Annotated in this window: 20 protein-coding genes and 1 riboswitch; of the genes, 16 read left to right on the top strand and 4 right to left on the bottom strand. The window is 67.8% G+C overall.

Features of this window, described 5'->3' with window-relative positions:
• Positions 1-317 precede the first annotated feature (317 nt).
• The 7 genes from rpmH to ABL838_RS31370 all read left to right on the top strand — a co-directional run bounded on the left by rpmH (position 318) and on the right by ABL838_RS31370 (position 6,086).
• The gene (gene rpmH / locus ABL838_RS31400) at positions 318-452 is read left to right on the top strand and encodes a 50S ribosomal protein L34 (RefSeq protein ID WP_007834827.1); all 135 of its coding nucleotides are present in this window, start codon (positions 318-320) and stop codon (positions 450-452) included.
• Positions 453-553: 101 nt separating this feature from the next.
• The gene (locus ABL838_RS31395; protein ID WP_184639131.1) at positions 554-967 is read left to right on the top strand and encodes a ribonuclease P protein component; all 414 of its coding nucleotides are present in this window, start codon (positions 554-556) and stop codon (positions 965-967) included.
• The gene (gene yidD / locus ABL838_RS31390; RefSeq protein WP_126020849.1) at positions 964-1,251 is read left to right on the top strand and encodes a membrane protein insertion efficiency factor YidD; all 288 of its coding nucleotides are present in this window, start codon (positions 964-966) and stop codon (positions 1,249-1,251) included. The genes ABL838_RS31395 and yidD overlap by 4 nt, the downstream gene beginning before the upstream one ends.
• Entirely contained in the window at positions 1,248-2,942 is a 1,695-nt protein-coding gene (gene yidC, locus ABL838_RS31385; RefSeq protein WP_126020851.1) for a membrane protein insertase YidC, read from the top strand. Before yidD ends, yidC begins: the two co-directional genes overlap by 4 nt.
• An 80-nt stretch (positions 2,943-3,022) precedes the next feature.
• The gene (gene mnmE / locus ABL838_RS31380; RefSeq protein ID WP_418123520.1) at positions 3,023-4,429 is read left to right on the top strand and encodes a tRNA uridine-5-carboxymethylaminomethyl(34) synthesis GTPase MnmE; all 1,407 of its coding nucleotides are present in this window, start codon (positions 3,023-3,025) and stop codon (positions 4,427-4,429) included.
• Positions 4,430-4,531: 102 nt separating this feature from the next.
• Positions 4,532-4,993: a Crp/Fnr family transcriptional regulator gene (locus tag ABL838_RS31375; RefSeq protein WP_126020855.1), complete on the top strand. Its 462-nt coding sequence runs from the start codon at positions 4,532-4,534 to the stop codon at positions 4,991-4,993.
• A gap of 106 nt (positions 4,994-5,099) precedes the next feature.
• Positions 5,100-6,086 (top strand): zinc ribbon domain-containing protein, encoded by a 987-nt coding sequence (locus ABL838_RS31370; RefSeq protein WP_418123518.1) that lies wholly within the window; start codon positions 5,100-5,102, stop codon positions 6,084-6,086.
• Between the two features lie 30 nt (positions 6,087-6,116).
• On the opposite strand, the gene ABL838_RS31365 is transcribed toward ABL838_RS31370, so the two are convergent.
• A complete protein-coding gene (locus ABL838_RS31365) occupies positions 6,117-8,102 on the bottom strand; it encodes a monovalent cation:proton antiporter family protein (RefSeq protein ID WP_184639137.1) in 1,986 nt (661 codons plus the stop codon).
• A 104-nt stretch (positions 8,103-8,206) separates the two neighbouring features.
• Between ABL838_RS31365 and ABL838_RS31360 the strand changes: the two genes are divergently transcribed.
• The 4 genes from ABL838_RS31360 to ABL838_RS31345 are packed head-to-tail and all read left to right on the top strand — an operon-like array spanning position 8,207 to position 11,211.
• Entirely contained in the window at positions 8,207-9,208 is a 1,002-nt protein-coding gene (locus ABL838_RS31360; protein WP_418123516.1) for a KpsF/GutQ family sugar-phosphate isomerase, read from the top strand.
• Complete coding sequence (locus ABL838_RS31355) at positions 9,208-9,756, top strand: KdsC family phosphatase (RefSeq protein ID WP_126020863.1); 549 nt, start codon at positions 9,208-9,210, stop codon at positions 9,754-9,756. The genes ABL838_RS31360 and ABL838_RS31355 overlap by 1 nt, the downstream gene beginning before the upstream one ends.
• Positions 9,753-10,412: an LPS export ABC transporter periplasmic protein LptC gene (lptC, locus tag ABL838_RS31350; RefSeq protein WP_184639139.1), complete on the top strand. Its 660-nt coding sequence runs from the start codon at positions 9,753-9,755 to the stop codon at positions 10,410-10,412. The genes ABL838_RS31355 and lptC overlap by 4 nt, the downstream gene beginning before the upstream one ends.
• Positions 10,413-10,428: 16 nt before the next feature.
• Positions 10,429-11,211 (top strand): SDR family oxidoreductase, encoded by a 783-nt coding sequence (locus ABL838_RS31345; protein WP_184639141.1) that lies wholly within the window; start codon positions 10,429-10,431, stop codon positions 11,209-11,211.
• A gap of 91 nt (positions 11,212-11,302) precedes the next feature.
• Here the strand turns inward: ABL838_RS31345 and ABL838_RS31340 are convergent, their stop codons facing one another.
• The gene (locus ABL838_RS31340) at positions 11,303-11,821 is read right to left on the bottom strand and encodes an RNA recognition motif domain-containing protein (protein ID WP_418123513.1); all 519 of its coding nucleotides are present in this window, start codon (positions 11,819-11,821) and stop codon (positions 11,303-11,305) included.
• A gap of 272 nt (positions 11,822-12,093) precedes the next feature.
• A riboswitch (yybP-ykoY riboswitch) is annotated at positions 12,094-12,271 on the top strand.
• A 17-nt stretch (positions 12,272-12,288) separates the two neighbouring features.
• Here ABL838_RS31340 and ABL838_RS31335 point away from each other — a divergent pair.
• The 4 genes from ABL838_RS31335 to ABL838_RS31320 all read left to right on the top strand — a co-directional run bounded on the left by ABL838_RS31335 (position 12,289) and on the right by ABL838_RS31320 (position 15,447).
• Positions 12,289-12,852, top strand: a complete 564-nt coding sequence (locus tag ABL838_RS31335; protein ID WP_418123511.1) for a TMEM165/GDT1 family protein — start codon at positions 12,289-12,291, stop codon at positions 12,850-12,852.
• Positions 12,853-13,089: 237 nt separating this feature from the next.
• Complete coding sequence (gene metX, locus ABL838_RS31330; protein ID WP_418123510.1) at positions 13,090-14,265, top strand: homoserine O-succinyltransferase MetX; 1,176 nt, start codon at positions 13,090-13,092, stop codon at positions 14,263-14,265.
• Positions 14,262-14,852 (top strand): methionine biosynthesis protein MetW, encoded by a 591-nt coding sequence (gene metW / locus ABL838_RS31325; RefSeq protein ID WP_418123509.1) that lies wholly within the window; start codon positions 14,262-14,264, stop codon positions 14,850-14,852. The genes metX and metW overlap by 4 nt, the downstream gene beginning before the upstream one ends.
• A gap of 7 nt (positions 14,853-14,859) precedes the next feature.
• Positions 14,860-15,447, top strand: a complete 588-nt coding sequence (locus ABL838_RS31320; RefSeq protein WP_418123508.1) for an IMPACT family protein — start codon at positions 14,860-14,862, stop codon at positions 15,445-15,447.
• Here the strand turns inward: ABL838_RS31320 and ABL838_RS31315 are convergent.
• Positions 15,392-16,324: an ion transporter gene (locus ABL838_RS31315; RefSeq protein ID WP_418123506.1), complete on the bottom strand. Its 933-nt coding sequence runs from the start codon at positions 16,322-16,324 to the stop codon at positions 15,392-15,394. The two genes, ABL838_RS31320 and ABL838_RS31315, sit on opposite strands and share 56 nt — an antisense overlap.
• A 115-nt stretch (positions 16,325-16,439) precedes the next feature.
• On the opposite strand from ABL838_RS31315, the gene ABL838_RS31310 reads away from it, so the two are divergent.
• Positions 16,440-16,964 carry a bactofilin family protein gene (locus ABL838_RS31310; protein WP_126020878.1) on the top strand — a complete coding sequence of 175 codons (525 nt, stop codon included), beginning with the start codon at positions 16,440-16,442 and terminating at the stop codon, positions 16,962-16,964.
• Between the two features lie 103 nt (positions 16,965-17,067).
• Here ABL838_RS31310 and ABL838_RS31305 read toward each other — a convergent pair whose 3' ends face one another.
• Entirely contained in the window at positions 17,068-17,838 is a 771-nt protein-coding gene (locus ABL838_RS31305) for a DUF72 domain-containing protein (RefSeq protein ID WP_418123504.1), read from the bottom strand.
• Positions 17,839-17,879: the final 41 nt, after the last annotated feature.

Genomic DNA, 17,879 nt, shown 5'->3' with positions numbered 1-17,879 from the left:
GGGCGTGGGGAAAAGTGAAGGGACCCTCGGGCATTTCTTGGTATAGGTATTGTGGATATTCTCTGCTGGAAGGCGCCCGGCATTCTAACTTGTCAAAACCTTATCCACACGCCGGCGAGTGTGTCGAAAGGCCCGCAAATCCGCTCGAAGATTGTTCAGGGCCCCAATGTTTGCGATAATTGCGGGTTTCCCTGAAAACCTCTTTGCGTCTTTCGGGGGCCATCCGAAACACGCCCGCCCCGGCGCCCCGCAGGAACTTCATGCTTTCAGTACGAAAGCGCGAAGGGCCAGCGCGAACAGGGAATTAGGAAATCACCATGAAACGCACCTACCAAGCATCCAAAGTCCGCCGCGCCCGTACCCACGGCTTCCTGGTCCGCATGAAGACCCGCGGCGGCCGTGCCGTCATCAACGCACGCCGCGCCAAGGGCCGCAAGCGCCTGGCCGTCTGACGGCAGTCCACCTGCCGTTGCCAGCAGCCGACCCGTCAGCGCCAGCTCCATCCGCCAGGGCTTCTGGCCCGGGCCGGCATGACACAAGCGGCCCGGCTTCCATGCAGCGGCTCAAGTCCCGCGCGCAATTCCAGGCCGTCCTCGCAGGTGCCACCGTGGCGCGCACTGCTCATTTCGCATTGCATCGCTGTGCGCTCGATCTCGCATCGAGCGCACAGCCGTTGTTCGCGTCCGACGACGTCTGGCTGGGTGCCATGGTGCCCAAGCGCTGGGCACGTCGCGCCGTCACGCGCAACGCCATCAAGCGACAGATCTATTCGGTGAGCGCCGCATCCGGCGCAGCACTGCCTCGCGCCGCGCACGTGGTGCGGCTGCGCGCGGGCTTCGACCGCAAGGAGTTCGTGAGCGCCTCTTCGGACAAGCTCAAGGCCGCCGTGCGCGCCGAACTCCAGCAGCTGCTGGCACGGGCCGCGCGCGCCCCCGCGCCGGCCGCAGCCCCTTCCTCCTCGCCATGAAACGCCTGCTGATCGGCATCGTGAAGGCCTACCGCCTGCTGCTGAGCCCCTGGCTCGGCCAGTCGTGCCGTTTCACGCCGACCTGCTCCGTGTATTCGATCGAGGCGCTGGAAGTGCATGGCGCGCTCAAGGGCAGCTATCTCACCCTGCACCGCATCGCGCGCTGCCAGCCCTGGTGCCAGGGCGGCCACGATCCGGTTCCGCCGAAATCCCAGCGTCGCACTGACAGGTCAGGATCGCTGTTTTCGTCTCTTCTCTCTTCCGACAAGAAGTCTTCGTCATGAACGATATCCGCCGCACGATACTGTGGGTGATTTTTGGTTTCTCGCTGGTACTGCTGTGGGACCAATGGCAGGTCTTCAACGGCAACAAGCCGACCTTCCTGCCGTCGACCAAGCCGGCCGCCACGGCCGCCGCTCCCGCAACCACCGCGCCCGCGGCCAACAGCAACGGCGTACCGGCTGCCTCCGGCAGCGGCAATGCCGGCGCCGTGCCCACGCAAGCGGTGGCCGCGGCTCCGCGTGAGCAGGTCAAGGTGACCACCGACCTGTTCCAGGCCAGCATCGACAGCGAAGGCGCCACGGTCAACCACCTCGAACTGCGCAAGTACGACGAAGCCGACCGCACCAAGCACGTGGTGCTGTTCGAAAACGGCTCGCCCGCCACCCGCTATGTCGCGCAGACCGGCCTGCTCAACCAGGTCGACACCGGCGAGCGCTTCCCGAACCACCTGACGCAGATGACGCCCAGGCCCGGCCCGCGCGAGATGGCCGACGGCCAGAACACGCTGGAAGTGAGCTTCGAAAGCGCCCCCGCCGGCGGCCTGAAGTACATCAAGACCTACGTGTTTCACCGTGGCGACTACGTTATCGGCGTGCGTCACGAAGTGGTCAACGTGAGCGACCAGCCGCGCGACGCGCAGCTGTACCTGCAGTTGCTGCGTCACGGCACGGTGGCTGCCAGCACCATGTTCGGCACCAACACCTTCACGGGCCCTGCGGCGTACACCAACGAGAAGAAGTTCCACAAGCTCGACTTCAAGGACATCGCCAAGGGCAAGATCGAACCGCCGCCGCCGGCCAACGACGGCTGGATCGCGATGGTGCAGCATTACTTTGCTTCGGCGTGGCTGCTCAAGGGCGACCCGGCCAGCGAGCAGCTGCGCCGCGAGTTCCGCGTGAAGGACCTGGGCGACAACCAGTTCTCCATCGCCATGGTGGCTACGCTGCCGAAGATCGCCCCGGGTGCCACGCAGGTCGTGAACAGTGCGCTGTTCGCAGGCCCTGAAGAAGAAAAGAAGCTCGAAGCCATCGCTCCGGGCCTGGACCTGGTGAAGGACTACGGCATCTTCGCGATCATCTCCAAGCCGCTGTACTGGCTGCTCACCCAGCTGCACGGCCTCCTGGGCAACTGGGGCTGGTCGATCGTCGCGCTGGTGGTGTTGCTGAAGGCGGCCTTCTACTGGCTCAACGCCAAGGCCTACGCCAGCATGGCCAAGATGAAGGCCATCAATCCGAAGATCATGGAAATGCGCGAGCGGCTGAAGGACAAGCCGCAGGAGATGCAGCAGGAAATGATGCGGATCTACAAGACCGAGAAGGTCAACCCGATGGGCGGCTGCTTCCCGATCCTGATCCAGATCCCGGTGTTCATCGCGCTGTACTGGGTGCTGCTGTCGTCGGTCGAGATGCGCCACGCGCCCTGGATCGGCTGGATCACCGACCTCTCGGCACCCGACCCCTGGTACATCCTGCCGATCGTGATGACGGCCACGTCGCTCTTCCAGACCTGGCTCAACCCGACGCCGCCCGATCCGATGCAGGCCAAGCTGATGTGGATCATGCCGCTCGCGTTCAGCGTGATGTTCATCTTCTTCCCGGCCGGCCTGGTGCTGTACTGGATCACGAACAACGTGCTGTCGATCGCGCAGCAGTGGTTCATCAACAAGCGCCTGGGCGTGCTCGGCGCCAAGTAAGCCGGCCGATCGCTCCAAGCCATCCCACGAAGGGCCGCGCAAGCGGCCCTTTTTGCTGAAAGACTGAAAGAATCCGCACCATGCTCGCCCGCACCTCCGACCCCATCGTCGCCATCGCCACCGCCTCGGGGCGCGGCGCGGTCGGCATCGTGCGCGTGTCGGGCGCCAGGCTGGCGCCGCTGGTCGACGCGATCTGCGGCCGCGCGCTCAAGCCGCGCGAAGCCACCTACCTGCCGTTCCGCGACGCGGACGGCGAGCCGGTCGACCACGGCCTGGCCATCCACTTTCCCTCGCCCAACTCCTTCACCGGCGAGGACGTGCTCGAACTGCAGGCCCATGGCGGATCGGTCGTGCTGCAGCTTCTGCTGGCGCGCTGCCTGGAAGCGGCGGCCGAGCCCGACCCGGTCACCGGCCGCCCGCGCCTGCCCGGCCTGCGCGTGGCCGAGCCCGGCGAGTTCAGCCAGCGCGCCTTCCTCAACGGCAAGATCGACCTGGCGCAGGCCGAGGCCATCGCCGACCTGATCGACGCCAGCACCGAGGCGGCCGCGCGCAGCGCCGGGCGCTCGCTGTCGGGCGCCTTCTCGCGCGAGATCCACACGCTGCGCGACGCGCTGATCCACCTGCGCATGCTGGTGGAGGCCACGCTCGACTTTCCCGAGGAGGAGATCGACTTCCTGCAGAAGGCCGACGCGGCCGGGCAGCTCGCGAAGCTGCGGTCGCAGCTATCTGCGGTGCAGCAGCGCGCGCGCCAGGGCGCCCTGCTGCGCGAGGGCATCAAGGTCGTGATCGCGGGCCAGCCCAACGCCGGCAAGAGCTCGCTGCTCAATGCGCTGGCCGGCGCGGAGCTGGCCATCGTGAGTGCCGTGGCGGGCACCACGCGCGACGTGGTCTCGCAGACCATCCAGATCCACGGCGTGCCGCTGCACGTGGCCGACACCGCCGGCCTGCGCGAGAGCAGCGACGAGGTCGAGCAGATCGGCGTGGCACGCGCCTGGGGGCAGATCGAGAGCGCCGATGCGGTGCTGTTCCTGCACGACCTGACGCGCGCGAGCCAGACCGACTACGCCGCTGCCGACGCCGAGATACTGGCCGGTCTCCAGCGGAAGCTGCCCCCGAGCGTGCCGGTGCTCGACGTCTGGAACAAGCAGGACGCGGCACCCACGGCCCATCCCGAACAGGGCATCGCCCTCTCCGCCAAGACCGGGCTGGGCATCGAGGCCCTGCGCGATCAGCTGCTGGCCATGGCCGGCTGGCAGGCAGTGCCCGAGGGCGTGTACCTTGCGCGAGCGCGCCACGTGCAGGCGCTGGCCCGGGTCGAAACGCACCTGGCGCTGGCTGCAAGCCACCTGGAGGCACAGGCACAGCTGCTCGACCTGCTGGCCGAGGAACTGCGCCTCGCGCAGAACGCGCTGAACGAGATCACCGGCGAGTTCGGCGCCGACGACCTGCTGGGCGTCATCTTTTCGCGCTTCTGCATTGGTAAATAGCCACAGATAGCGGCAGCCGCCCTCGAAAAAACGTAAACACTTGTAGCCGAAGTTCGCGGCCATCGCGGATACTTCGGCTCACATGCGGGGGCCGAGAAACACATGTCAATCCAGAACCTGAGCCGCGCCATCGCGGAGAACATCAATACCGACGCGTTCGCGTTGACGTTCAACGTCCAGCAGTGGGAAACGCTGGCGGGTTACCTGCAACCCATCGAGACTGGCGTCGGCGACGTGCTGATCGAGCAGGGCACGCCCGACCGTTCGGTGTTCTTCGTCGAGAGCGGCGCCATCAGCGTGCACCGCGTCAGCAGCAAGGAACAGATGAAGCTGGCCGTGCTTACCGCGGGTTCGGTGGTCGGCGAAGGCTCGTTCTTCTCGCGGCAGCCGCATTCTGCCAACGTGGTGGTCACCGGTGCGGGCCGCGTCTGGCGGCTCACCGCGATCCGCTTCGCCGAGATGTCGAACCGCCAGCCCAACATGGCGCTGGAGATCGCGATGGCCCTGGGCGCCGTGATCGCCAAGCGCATGGCGCACCGCTCCAAGCGCGTCGCGGTGACCTGATCGGGAAGGCCTCCTCACTCGCCCGCCACCGGATCGATCCTACGGATGCAGGCCAGCCATTTCAGTTCAGGACGCCGAGAAGCAAGAAGTAGTCAGCAAGCAAGCCATGGCCTCGATCTGTCCGGTCTGCAGCACGGAGAACCGTGACGGCGCGAATTTCTGCAGGAACTGCGGCATCAAGCTGTCCGCCGCGGGAGACCGGATCCCGCCGCCGCCGACCCCCGAACGCGAATGGGCCACCACGGCGCCCGCCCAACTGCGCGCGCCGACCATCCCGGCGCCCCTCGAAGAACTCCCGCCGGCACCGTCGCCCGCGCGCCAGTCCTTCTTCAGCCGCTCGCCTGCCTCCGCGCCGCGGCATGACGACGACGAGCAGACCGTTTTCATGCTGCACGACGACGGCTCGCCGCGCGTGCCCGCACCGCCGGCCACCCCGCAGGGGCTGGAATCGAGCTGGGCGCCGTCGCCCGAAAGGGTGAAGACGCCCCGGGTCAGGATCCGCAAGCCCGCTCCGGTCGACCGGCCGCCGCGCAAGCGCGCGATCCTGCTGTGGGTGGGCCTGCTCGCGGTGGCTGTGGCGATGATCGTGGCGGGCTGGTCCGGCTACGGAACGCGAAAGACGGCTCCTGCCGTCGAGGAGACGGCCCCGCCCGCCGTCGCGCCGGCTCCCGCCGCTGCGGCGCCTGCCGTCGAGCCGCCGCCATCACCGCCATCACCGCCGCCCGCCGAGCCCCCGGCGACGGATGCACAGCCTGCCGAGCAGGCCGCTCCATCGCCTGCGGCGGAAGCCGCGCCGGCAGTGTCCCCGCCGCCCAAGCCCGCCAAGCAGGCGCGCAAGCAGCCGGCCGCCGCTGCGGCGCCCCAGCCAGCTGCGGAGACTGCTGCTCCCGTCGCGGCGCCTGCTCTGCCACCCGCACCGGCGGCTGCGGCCGAGCCCGCGGCCATGTGCGGCGACCGCAATTTCATCGCCAGGGCGCAATGCATGGCGGCGCAGTGCCTGAAGCCGGAGTACAAGGCCCATGCGCAGTGCGAGGCGGTGCGCCGTCAGCAGCGCATCGAGGAAGAAAAGCGCAACCCGACGCTCATCAACTGAGCGTCCCGGCGGAAAGCGGCCTGCTGCCGCTCAGCCCTTCTGCAACCGCTCGACCGCCATCGCCAGCGCGGCGGGCTTGCCCGAGAGCACCAGCGTGTCGCCATCCGACAGTACCGTGTCGTCGGCCAGCGGGCGCGGCTGGCCGTCGTGCCGGCGCAGGCTCGCGATGCGCACGCCCAGCGTCTGCAGCGCCAGTCCCTGCAGCGTCTGGCCGATCGCGCGGGCGCCTGCATCGAGCGTGAAGCTGTTGAGCCGCTCGTGATCGATCTCGTCGGCGTTGTCGTCGTCCGCTCCGTGGAAGTAGCCGCGCAGCAGGTTGTAGCGGGCATCGCGCTGGTCCTGCACCACGCGGATCACGCGCCGCATCGGCACGCCGACCAGCGCCAGCGCGTGGCTCGCGAGCATCAGCGAACCCTCGATGGCCTCGGGTACCACTTCGGTCGCGCCGGCGGCCTGCAGCTTCTCGAGGTCGTGGTCGTCCTGCGTGCGCACGATCACCGGCACGTGCGGCGCATGGGCGCGCGTGTTGGCCAGCACCTTCATCGCGCCGGGCACGTCGAGGTAGGTCACGACCACCGCGCTGGCGCGCGCCAGGCCGGCGGCCATCAGCGCCTGCAGCCGCGCGGCGTCGCCGAACACCACCGAGTCGCCGGCAGCGGCGGCCTGGCGCACGCGGTCGGGGTCCAGGTCGAGCGCCATGTAGGGGATGCCCTCGCGCTCCAGGATGCGCGCCAGGTTCTGGCCGCAACGCCCGTAGCCGCAGATGATCACGTGCTGCGCCGTGTTGATGGTCTTGCGTGCGATGGTCGTCATCTGCAGCGACTGCTGCAGCCAGTCGCTGGCCACCAGCTTCCGCACGATGGCGTTGCTGTACATGATGATGAAGGGCGTCGCCAGCATCGACAGCACCATCGACGCCAGCACCGGGTTGGCCAGCCACGGCGGCAGCAGGCTGCGCTCCTGGGCCAGCGTCAGCAGCACGAAGCCGAACTCGCCGGCCTGAGCGAGGTACAGGCCGGTGCGCAGCGACACGCCCGAGGTGGCGCCCAGCACCCGAGCCAGCACCGTCACCAGCGCCAGCTTGAAGGCCAGCGGCACCAGCAGCAGCACGCCCACCAGCAGCCAGCGCTCGACCACGATGTGCCAGTCGAGCGACATGCCCACGGTGATGAAGAACAGCCCCAGCAGCACGTCGTGGAAGGGGCGGATGTCGGTCTCGACCTGGTGCTTGTATTCGGTCTCCGACACCAGCATGCCTGCGATGAAGGCGCCCAGCGCCAGGCTCAGGCCGGCCAGCTCGGTCAGCCAGGCAAGCCCCAGCGTGATCAGCAGCACGTTCAGGATGAAGAGCTCCTCGCTGCGCCGCCGCGCCACCAGTGTGAGCCACCAGCGCATCACGCGCGGGCCGCCGTACAGCAGCACGCCGATCAGAAAGCTCGCCTTCAGCAGCGCCAGCCCCAGCGCCTTGGCCAGCGCCTCGGGCGGGGCGCCCAGCGCGGGGATCAGCACCAGCAGCGGCACCACCGCCAGGTCCTGGAACAGCAGCACGCCCATGACGCGCTTGCCGTGCTCGCTTTCGAGCTCGAGCCGCTCGGCCATCAGCTTGACCACGATGGCGGTGCTGCTCATGGTGAGCGCGCCCGACAGGGCCAGCGCGGTCTGCCAGCCCAGGTGCCAGGCCGCCGGCAGCAGCCGCGCCAGCAGCAGCGCGCCGATGGTGGCGAGGGCCATGGTCAGCAGCACCTGCAGCAGGCCCAGGCCGAACACGTGCTTTCGCATCGCGCGCAGCTTGGGCAGGCTGAATTCCAGTCCGATCACGAACATCAGGAACACCACGCCGAATTCGCCGAGGTGCTGGATGCCCTCGGTGTTCTGGGCCAGCGCGAAGGCGTGCGGCCCGATCAGCACGCCGGCCGAGAGATAGCCGAGCATCGGCGGCAGCTTGAGTGAGCGGCACGCCACCACGCCGATCACCGCGGCCAGCAAGTACAACAGCGTGAGATCGAACGAAGACATATGCGCCGATGCTAGAGCAAGAGCCGTGCGCGGCGCCTCAGGGAGGACACCCGGAGGCGCCCCGGCGGCCGCGGGGGCAAGCCGCTGGCCCGTAAAATCCGGCGATGAGCTCCCGTCCCGCCCCGGCCCCCGTGGTCGACCCCGAAGCCATCCTGGCCCGGGCACGCCTCACCTTCGACATCGAAGCCGAAGCCGTCTCCGGCCTGAAGAACCGCGTCGGCCCCAGCTTCGTCGAGGCCGTGCGCAAGATCCTCGAAGTGCGCGGCCGTGTGGTCGTGATGGGCATGGGCAAGAGCGGCCACGTCGGCCGCAAGATCGCCGCCACCCTCGCCTCCACGGGCACGCCCGCGATGTTCGTGCACCCGGCCGAGGCCAGCCACGGCGACCTCGGCATGATCAAGCCGGTCGACCTGGTACTCGCCATCTCCAACAGCGGCGAGGTCGACGAGCTCACCGTCATCCTGCCGGTCGTCAAGCGCCAGGGCGTGCCCCTGATCGCCATGACCGGCCGCACCGAATCCACCCTCGCCCGCCATGCCGACATCGTGATCGACGCGGGCGTGTCGAAGGAGGCCTGCCCGCTCAACCTCGCCCCCACCGCCAGCACCACCGCCCAGATGGCGATGGGCGACGCGCTGGCCGTGGCGCTGCTCGACGCGCGCGGCTTCGGCTCGGAAGACTTCGCTCGCTCGCACCCGGGCGGCGCGCTCGGGCGCAAGCTGCTCACCCACGTGAGCGATGTCATGCGCTCGGGCGACGATGTTCCTCGCGTGGCACCCGACGCCAGCATCAGCGAGCTGATGCGTGCCATGAGCAACAAGGGCTTCGGCGCCGCCGCGGTGGTGGAGCCCGACGGCCGCGCCTCGGGCATCTTCACCGACGGCGACCTGCGCCGGCTGATCGAGGCCGGTGCCGACCTGCGCAGCCCCAAGGCGGTCGACGTCATGCACCGCAACCCGCGCACCATCCGCGTCGACGCGCTGGCGGTGGAAGCCGCCGAGCTCATGGAACAGTGCGGCATCACCCGGCTGTTCGTGATCGACGGCGAAGGCGTGGTCGTCGGCGCGATCAACACCAACGACCTGATGCGCGCGAAGGTCATCTGATGCCCCTCGAGTTCCAGGCCGAGACGCTTCTCGCCGCACAGGACGTGCGCATCGTCTTCTTCGACATCGACGGCGTCCTGACCGACGGCGGCGTGTATTTCACCGAGCATGGCGAGACGCTCAAGCGCTTCAGCATCCTCGACGGCTACGGCCTGAAGCTGTTGCGCAAGGCGGGCATCGTGCCGGCCGTGATCACCGGGCGCGACTCCAAGCCGCTGCGCGTGCGCCTGGAGGCGCTGGGCATCGAGCACGTGCGCTATGGCACCGAGGACAAGTTGCCGGCCGCCCAGGCCATGCTCGACCAGCTCGGCTTCGGCTGGGCACAGGCCGCGGCCATCGGCGACGACTGGCCCGACCTGCCGGTGCTCTCGCGCGTCGGCTTCCCGGCGGCGCCGGCCAATGCCCATGCGGAAGTGCGCGGCATCGCGCGCTACGTGACCAGGGCCCGCGGCGGCGAGGGCGCTGCGCGCGAGTTGTGCGACCTGCTGCTCACCGCCTGCGGCCAGTACCGCGTCATGCTCGACGCGGCGCGGGGGCCTGGCGCATGAGCGGCGTGAAACGCGCATGGGGCATGGCGCGCGATGTCCTCGACCGCGCCACGATCTACCTGCCGATCATCCTGACGGCGGCAGTCGCGCTCGGCACCTACTGGCTGGTGCGCAACGCGCCCAAGCTGCTGGAGCCCGCTCCCAAGGTCGCGCCCACGCACGAGCCCGACTACTTCATGCGCGACTTCGTCATCAAGAACTTCCTGCCCAATGGCGACCTGCGCAGCGAACTGCACGGCGTCGAAGGCCGGCACTACCCCGACACCGACACCATCGAGATCGACAAGGTGCGCATGCGCTCGGTGTCCCCCGAGGGGCTCGTGACGCGCGGCAGCGCCGACCGGGGGCTGTCGAATTCCGACGGCAGCGAAATCCAGCTCTTCGGCAACGCGATCGTCATCCGCGACCCGTCGGTGGGACCGAACGGCAAGCCCACGCCGCGCCTGGAGTTCCGCGGCGACTTCCTGCATGCCTATGTCGACACGGAGCGCGTCACCTCGAACAAGCCGGTCACGCTCATCCGTGGCACCGACCAGTTCACCGGCGACACGCTCGACTACGACAACCTGAGCGGCGTGGCCAATCTCAACGGCCGGGTGCGCGGCGTGCTGATTCCGTCGGCGGCGGCAGCTCCTGCTCCCGCCAGGAAGCGCTGAGGAAGGCATCTCCCGCATGACGACCTCCCCGCTTGTCTTCATCACCGGCGCTTCCAGCGGCATCGGCCAGGCGCTGGCCGCGAGCTTCTACGACGCCGGCTACCGGCTGGCGCTGGTCGCGCGGCGCACGGGGGAAATCGAATCGTGGGCGAGCGCCCGCCAGCTGGGCGCCGACCGCTACCGGGTCTACGGCGCCGACGTGGCGCAGACCGACAGCATCGTCGCCGCCGGCAATGCCTGCATCGAGCAGCAGGGACTGCCCGACGTGGTGATCGCGAACGCGGGCATCAGCGTTGGCATCGACACGGGGGAGCGCGAGGACATCGACGTGATGGCGCGCACATTCGCCACCAACAACGTGGGCCTGATGGCCACTTTTCATCCCTTCGTGCGGGCGATGGTCCGGCGCGGCAGCGGGCGGCTCGTCGGCATCGGCAGCGTGGCCTCCATCCGCGGGCTGCCGGGGCACGGCGCGTACTGCGCGAGCAAGGCTGGCGTGGTGGCGTACTGCGAGAGCCTGCGCGGCGAGCTGCACGGGAGCGGCGTGAAAGTCGTCACCTTGTGCCCGGGCTACATCGACACGCCCCTCACGCAGGGCAACCGCTATGGCATGCCCTTCCTCATGAAGGCGGAAGACTTCGCCAACCAGGCGCTGCGCGCCATCGAGGCGGGCACCAGCTATCGCGTGATTCCCTGGCAGATGGGCGTGGTCGCCAAGATCATGCGCATGCTGCCGAACGCCGTGCTCGACCGGGCGGTGCAGGGGCGCGAACGGAAGAAGCGCAGCGGCGAAGCCTGATCGGGCCAGCTTCGCCGACCGCCCAAAGAAAAAGGCTCCCAAGGGAGCCTTTTGTCTGTCTGAGTGTGATTCGTTCGGAGAGTCGCAGGGTTCAGTAGCCGCTGTTGCCGCCGCCGTAACCACCGCCGCCACCGCCCGAGCGGCCGCCGCCACGGGGACCAGCGCCGTAGGGGCTGCGGAAACCGCCGTCGCCACCACCACCGCCGCCACCACTGCGGCCACCGCCGCCGTAGCCGCCACCACCACCGGAGCGACCGCCACCACCGTAGCCGCCACCACCGCCGCCGCCGTAGCCACCGCCACCACCGCCGCCATAACCACCACCGCCGCCGCCGTAGCCGCCGCTGCGCGGGGGACGCGCTTCCATCGGACGTGCCTCGTTGACGACGACGCTGCGGCCGCCCAGGGGCTGGCCGTTCATGCCGTTGATTGCGGCCTGTGCTTCCGCGTCACTGCCCATCTCGACGAAGCCGAAGCCCTTCGAGCGGCCGGTGTCACGTTCCATCATGACCTTGGCGCTGGTCACGGCGCCGAACTGCCCGAAGGCCTGTTCGAGATCTCCGTCGCGCACCGAGTAAGGCAGGTTGCCGACGTACAGTTTGTTGCCCATCAAGGGACTCCTATAAACACATCAAGAAAAGCGATGGAGTCCCGAAAGCATCACTCAAACGAGAGCGTCGAGTCGCGCGAAACTGACCGATCACCGAACTGCCCCCCGACCAAAGTGAAGAGGGAGGCTCGTGCATTATGGGTGAAATATCCGAATTGCAAGCGGGAATTTGCTTCTTGAGGTAGCACCTGTCAAAACTATTCGAAAGCTAGCGCCTACTTGCATGATTGAGCGAGGTCCTTCGCCCTACATCCGTGCGTGCATGTAGAATTCCGCCCGTCATTGGGGAGTAGCCGCCTTCCGATCTGCGAGAAGGGCCCGCGTCAACAGACTTGTCCTGTCCCACCAGGATATGGCGCGTGCAGTGAACACACCTGGCGAGACCTTTGACCGTGCAACTTCGGGAATATGGCCGAAGGTGTTGCACGGTCAATTGCGTCCTTCGGCCCAAGGAACCCCACGTCATCATGGAAGCTTTTCTCGTAGCAACGGGCGTCGTCGCGCTCGCGGAAATGGGCGACAAGACCCAGCTCCTGGCCCTTCTTCTGGCCGCGCGTTTCAGGAAACCCTGGCCCATCGTCCTCGGCATCTTCGCCGCCACCGTCATCAACCATGCGCTCGCGGGCGCGGTCGGCAACTACCTCACGCGCTGGCTCGGGCCCGAGGTGCTGCGGTGGATACTGGGCGGCTCCTTCATCGCCATGGCCGTCTGGATGCTCATCCCCGACAAGCTCGACGACGACGATGCCCCCGGCACATCGAAGTTCGGCGTCTTCGGCACCACGGTCGTCGCCTTCTTCCTCGCCGAGATGGGCGACAAGACCCAGATCGCCACCGTCATGCTCGCCGCCCGCTTCACGCACGACTACCTCTGGGTGGTCATGGGCACCACGCTGGGCATGATGCTGGCCAACGCGCCAGTGGTGTGGCTCGGCGAGAAGATCGTGCGCCGCGTGCCGATCAAGCTCGTGCACGGCATCTCCGCCGCGATCTTCCTTGTGCTCGGCATCGTGATGATCGTCGGCTGGTAAGAAAAGAAAAAGGCGGAGCCCGGCCCCTTCCAGGAACACCGCGGAACCGGCTTTGCCGGGCCGCCGGTGTTGCCCCCTTCCCAAGGGGGTTGGCGAGGCGACACGCAGTGCGCGCAGCCTGGGGGATATACTTTGCCTTGCGCCGATTTGCTTCAGCTTGCGGGCGCTTTATAAATTCAGCTAAAGACAGGCGCGGCAGACCCGGCTCGTTTTTGGCGAGGCCGGGTTTTTTCATTCATGTCGTCGTCACCACCTCTGGTCGTCACTCCGCAGTCGATGCAGTTCGCAGGCCCGCTGGCACTGCGCAGCGGCGCATCGATCAGCGACTACACGCTCGCCTACGAAACCTACGGCACCCTGAACGCCGATCGCAGCAATGCCGTGCTCGTGTGCCATGCGCTCAACGCATCGCACCACGTCGCCGGCGTCTATCAGGGGCAGGCCCGCTCCGAGGGCTGGTGGGACAACATGGTGGGCCCGGGCAAGCCGCTCGACACCGACCGCTTCTTCGTGATCGGCGTCAACAATCTCGGCTCCTGCTTCGGCTCGACCGGCCCGATGCACGTCAACCCCGCCACCGGCCGCGTCTACGGCGCCGACTTCCCGGTGGTGACGGTCGAAGACTGGGTCGACGCCCAGGCCGCGCTGCTCGACGCGCTCGGCATCGAGACGCTCGCCGCCGTGATGGGCGGCAGCCTCGGCGGCATGCAGGCCCTCTCCTGGACACTGCAGTACCCCGAGCGCGTGCGCCACGCGGTGGTGGTGGCCAGTGCACCCAACCTCACGGCCGAGAACATCGCCTTCAACGAGGTGGCGCGCCGCGCCATCGTGACCGACCCCGACTTCCACGGCGGCCACTTCTACGAGCACGGCGTGGTGCCCAAGCGCGGCCTGCGCATCGCGCGGATGATCGGCCACATCACCTACCTCAGCGACGACGTGATGAACGCCAAGTTCGGCCGCATCCTGCGCAGCGCCGTGGAGGGTGAGAACAATGGCGAGGCGGCGGGCGCCGACTACCGCTATTCCACGCAGGACGTCGAGTTCCAGATCGAGAGCTACCTGCGCTACCAGGGCGACAAGTTCAGCGAGTACTTCGACGCCAACACCTACCTGCTGATCACCCGCGCGCTCGACTACTTCGACCCCGCGCGCAACCACGGCGGCAAGCTCAGCGCCGCGCTCGCACAGGCGCGCGCCAAGTTCCTGCTCGTGAGCTTCAAGACCGACTGGCGCTTCTCGCCCGCGCGCAGCCGCGAGATCGTGAAGGCGCTGCTCGACAACAGCCGCAACGTGAGCTACGCCGAGATCGACGCGCCGCATGGCCACGACGCCTTCCTGCTCGACGACGTGCGCTACATGGGCGTGGTGCGCTCCTACTTCGAGCGCGTCGCCAAGGAGTTCCAGCAATGAGCGACCTCGAACACCAACGGCTCATCGCCCAGCTCGTGCCCCAGGGCTCGCGCGTGCTCGACCTCGGCTGCGGCGACGGCGCCCTGCTGGACCTGCTTCAGCGCGAGCGCGGCTGCACCGGCTACGGCGTGGAGATCGCCGACGGCAACGTGCTGCAGTGCATCCGCCGCGGCGTCGACGTGATCCAGCTCAACCTCGACGAAGGCCTCGCGATGTTCGACGACGCTTCCTTCGACGTGGTGCTGCAGATCGACACGCTGCAGCACCTGCGCAATGCAGAAGTCATGCTGCGCGAGACCGCGCGCGTGGGCCGCATCGGCATCGTCGCCTTCCCCAACTTCGCGCACTGGCCCAACCGCCTGAGCGTGGCGCGCGGGCGCATGCCCGTCACGCGCCGCCTGCCCTACCAGTGGTACGACACGCCCAACATCCGCGTCGGCACCTTCAAGGACTTCGAGGTGCTGGCCGGCAAGAACAACCTGCGCATCCTCGACGCCTTCGGCCTGCAGGACGGCCGCGACGTGCGCTGGCTGCCCAATGCGCGCGCCAGCACGGCGGTGTTCAAGTTCGAGCGCGGCGGCGGTTGACGGCGCAATGAGCTTCACGCTCGCACAGCCGGTCCACAGCGAACTCGTCATCAAGAAGAGCCGCTTCATCGGCTGCGTGCAGCCGGTGGCCGATCGGGCGGCGGCACTGGCGGTGGTCGCCTCGCTGCGCGCCGAGCATCCCGCGGCGGCGCACGTGTGCTGGGCCCTCATGGCGGGCGGGCAGTCGGCCGCGAACGACGACGGCGAGCCCGGCGGCACTGCAGGACGTCCGATGCTGGAAGTGCTTCGCCACCAGCAGGTCGAGGGCGCGCTCGCGACCGTGGTGCGCTATTTCGGCGGCGTGAAGCTGGGCGCGGGCGGCCTCGTGCGGGCCTACACCGATACGGTCGCGCAGGCCCTGCTCGGCGCCACGCTGGTGCCGCTCTTGCGCCAGCGAAGCCTGCGCTGCTCGGTGCCGTATGCGCTCGAAGGGCTGGTGCGGCGCGAGCTCGCTGCAGCCGGCGCGGTGCTCGAAGGCGTGCAGCACGGCGACGACGTGGCTTTCGCCTTCTCGCTGCCGGAGCCCGAGGCCGATGCCTTCATCGCGCGCCTCGGCGATGCTGCGCAAGGGCGCGTCGCCTGGCCGCGGGAGTGAGCCTCTTGGCCGGGACCGCCGGTGCCGGTTCGACCATCGCGAGAACGCCGCGCTGCGCCACCGGCACCGCGAACGATTCGTCGTCGCCGCCGCGCCGCGCCATCTCGGCGGTCACGATGCCGGTCGGCACCGCGAGCACGCCCCAGCCCACCAGCATCATCACCGACGCGATCGCGCGGCCCAGGTCGGTCTTGGGCACGAGGTCGCCGAAGCCCACGGTGGCCATCGTCGAGATCGCCCAGTAGACCGCCACCGGGATGCTGGTGAAGCCATGCTGCGGCCCTTCGACCACGTACATCAGCGTTCCCATCACCAGCACCACCAGCATCACGAAGCCCACGAACACGGTGATCTTGCGCCGGCTCGCTGCCACCGCTGAGACCAGCGCGCGGTACTCCACGGAGTAACGCGATAGTTTGAAGATCCTGAACACGCGCAGCAGGCGCAGGATGCGCACGTCGATCAGGTAGCCCAGGCCCATCTGCGGCGCGAAGACCACGAGGAAGGTCGGCAGCAGCGCCAGCAGGTCGATCACGCCGTAGAAGCTCGTCGCGTAGCGCAGCGGCTTGTTCACGCAGCTCAGCCGAGCGATGTACTCCAGCGTGAAGAGGATGGTGAACATCCACTCGAGGACGTTGAACACCGGGCGCCACTGCTCGCGGATGGACTGCACGCTGTCGAGGATCACCACCAGCACGCTGGCCACGATCACCGCGATCAGCGCGAGGTCGAACATCAGGCCCGCGCGCGTGTCGGCCTCGAAGATCACGGTGAAGAGAGTGCGCCGCCAGCCGTGCGCGGGCTTGTCGAAGCGCGAGTCGGTGCTGGACGACATCGCGCGCGATGTGGTGTTCCGTTCGACGTTTGGAGAGCTCATGGCGCCACATTGTCATGCGCCCGATCGATTTATTCAGTTACGCTTCTTGCGCAATGAAGTGCCGCAGGCCGTGAGTGCGTTCTTACGATAGTCCCCTTTCTTGAGGAGCTCCCCTTTGGCTACACAGTCCCCCTTCTTCGGCAAGCGTGATCGTGACACCGATTCGTTGACATCGCGCCCCGCGCCGCTCGTCGGTTCGGGCACCAACCTCTCCGGAACCCCCGTCAATCCCTCCTCGCTCACCGCACAGCAAGGCGGCCTGAACGCCGCAGCGGCCGCGCCCGTGGCCAAGGAAGGCGGCAGCAAGCTCACCGTCGGCCCCAACATCAAGCTCAAGGGCGTGGAGATCACCGACTGCGACACGCTCGTGGTCGAAGGCTTGGTCGAAGCCACCATGGACTCGCGCCTGATGCAGATCGCCGAGCAGGGCGCGTTCAAGGGCTCGGCCGAGATCGACATCGCCGAGATCCGCGGCGTGTTCGACGGCAGCCTCACCGTGCGCGAGAAGCTCGTCATCCACTCGACCGGCAAGGTCACCGGCAAGATCCGCTACGGCAAGATCGTGATCGAGGAAGGTGGCCAGATCTCCGGCGAGATCAGCTTCGGCGCCGCCAAGCCCTCGCTTCAGGCCGCTGCCTGAAACAGGCCCCCCGGCTTTTCACTCCGCTTCGCTGCGTATAACTCCACCCCCGAGGGGGCGCGTGCCGCCTTGGGAGCGGCCCGGCGGCGCCCGCAGGCGTCTTTCACGCGGTAGGTGCGGTCCAGCCAAGACGCTCCAGCAAGGCACCGGCAGCCGCCGGTGCCTTTTCCTTGGCGCCGTTGATGAAGTAGACGAACACGTCACGCTTCTTCGACGACGCGCCCCACCCCTGCGCGCGCTCGGCCCATGTGTCGAGGGCCTTGGGCGCATAGCCCGCTTTCAGCTTGCCATCGGCCATCATCAGCCGCGCGTAGGCGATGTCGCCTTCGGGCTCCTCGAAGGACGGAAACTTCTCGGCGTCGGTGAACACCGTCGACACCTTGTACTTCTTCGCGAGCGCCTTGTAGGCGGGCACGATGAAGCTCTGGTGCCGCACGTCCATCACGTGCCGCAGCACGCGGCTGCCCTCCTTCTTCGGCAGCAGAGCCAGGAAGGCCTCGAAGTCCTCCGCGTCGAACTGCTTGGTCGGCATGAACTGCCACACGATGGGCCCGAGCTTGTCCCCCAGCTCGGCCACGCCGCTGTCGATGAAGCGCTTGATGGAGTCTCCCGCGCCCGACAGCAGCTTGCGGTTGGTCGCGAAGCGCGAGGCCTTCATCGAGAACACGAAGTCGTCGGGCGTGTCGTCGTGCCACTTGCGGAAGGTCTCGGGCTTGAAGGTGCTGTAGTAGGTGCCGTTGATCTCGATGGCGCTGACCTTGCGGCTCGCGTAGTTGAGTTCCTTCGCGTGCGCGAGTCCCTTGGGGTAGAAGTTGTCGCGCCAGGGCTCGTAGGTCCAGCCGCCGATGCCCACCTTGATGTTTGCCTTGCTCACGTGACCCTCCGGGTTGAGATCGCCCGCACTCTACGCGCGGA

This window comes from Variovorax sp. 160MFSha2.1, assembly GCF_048305075.1.
Taxonomy (GTDB): domain Bacteria; phylum Pseudomonadota; class Gammaproteobacteria; order Burkholderiales; family Burkholderiaceae_C; genus Variovorax; species Variovorax guangxiensis.
This window is presented reverse-complemented; position numbering and strand designations above follow the sequence as displayed.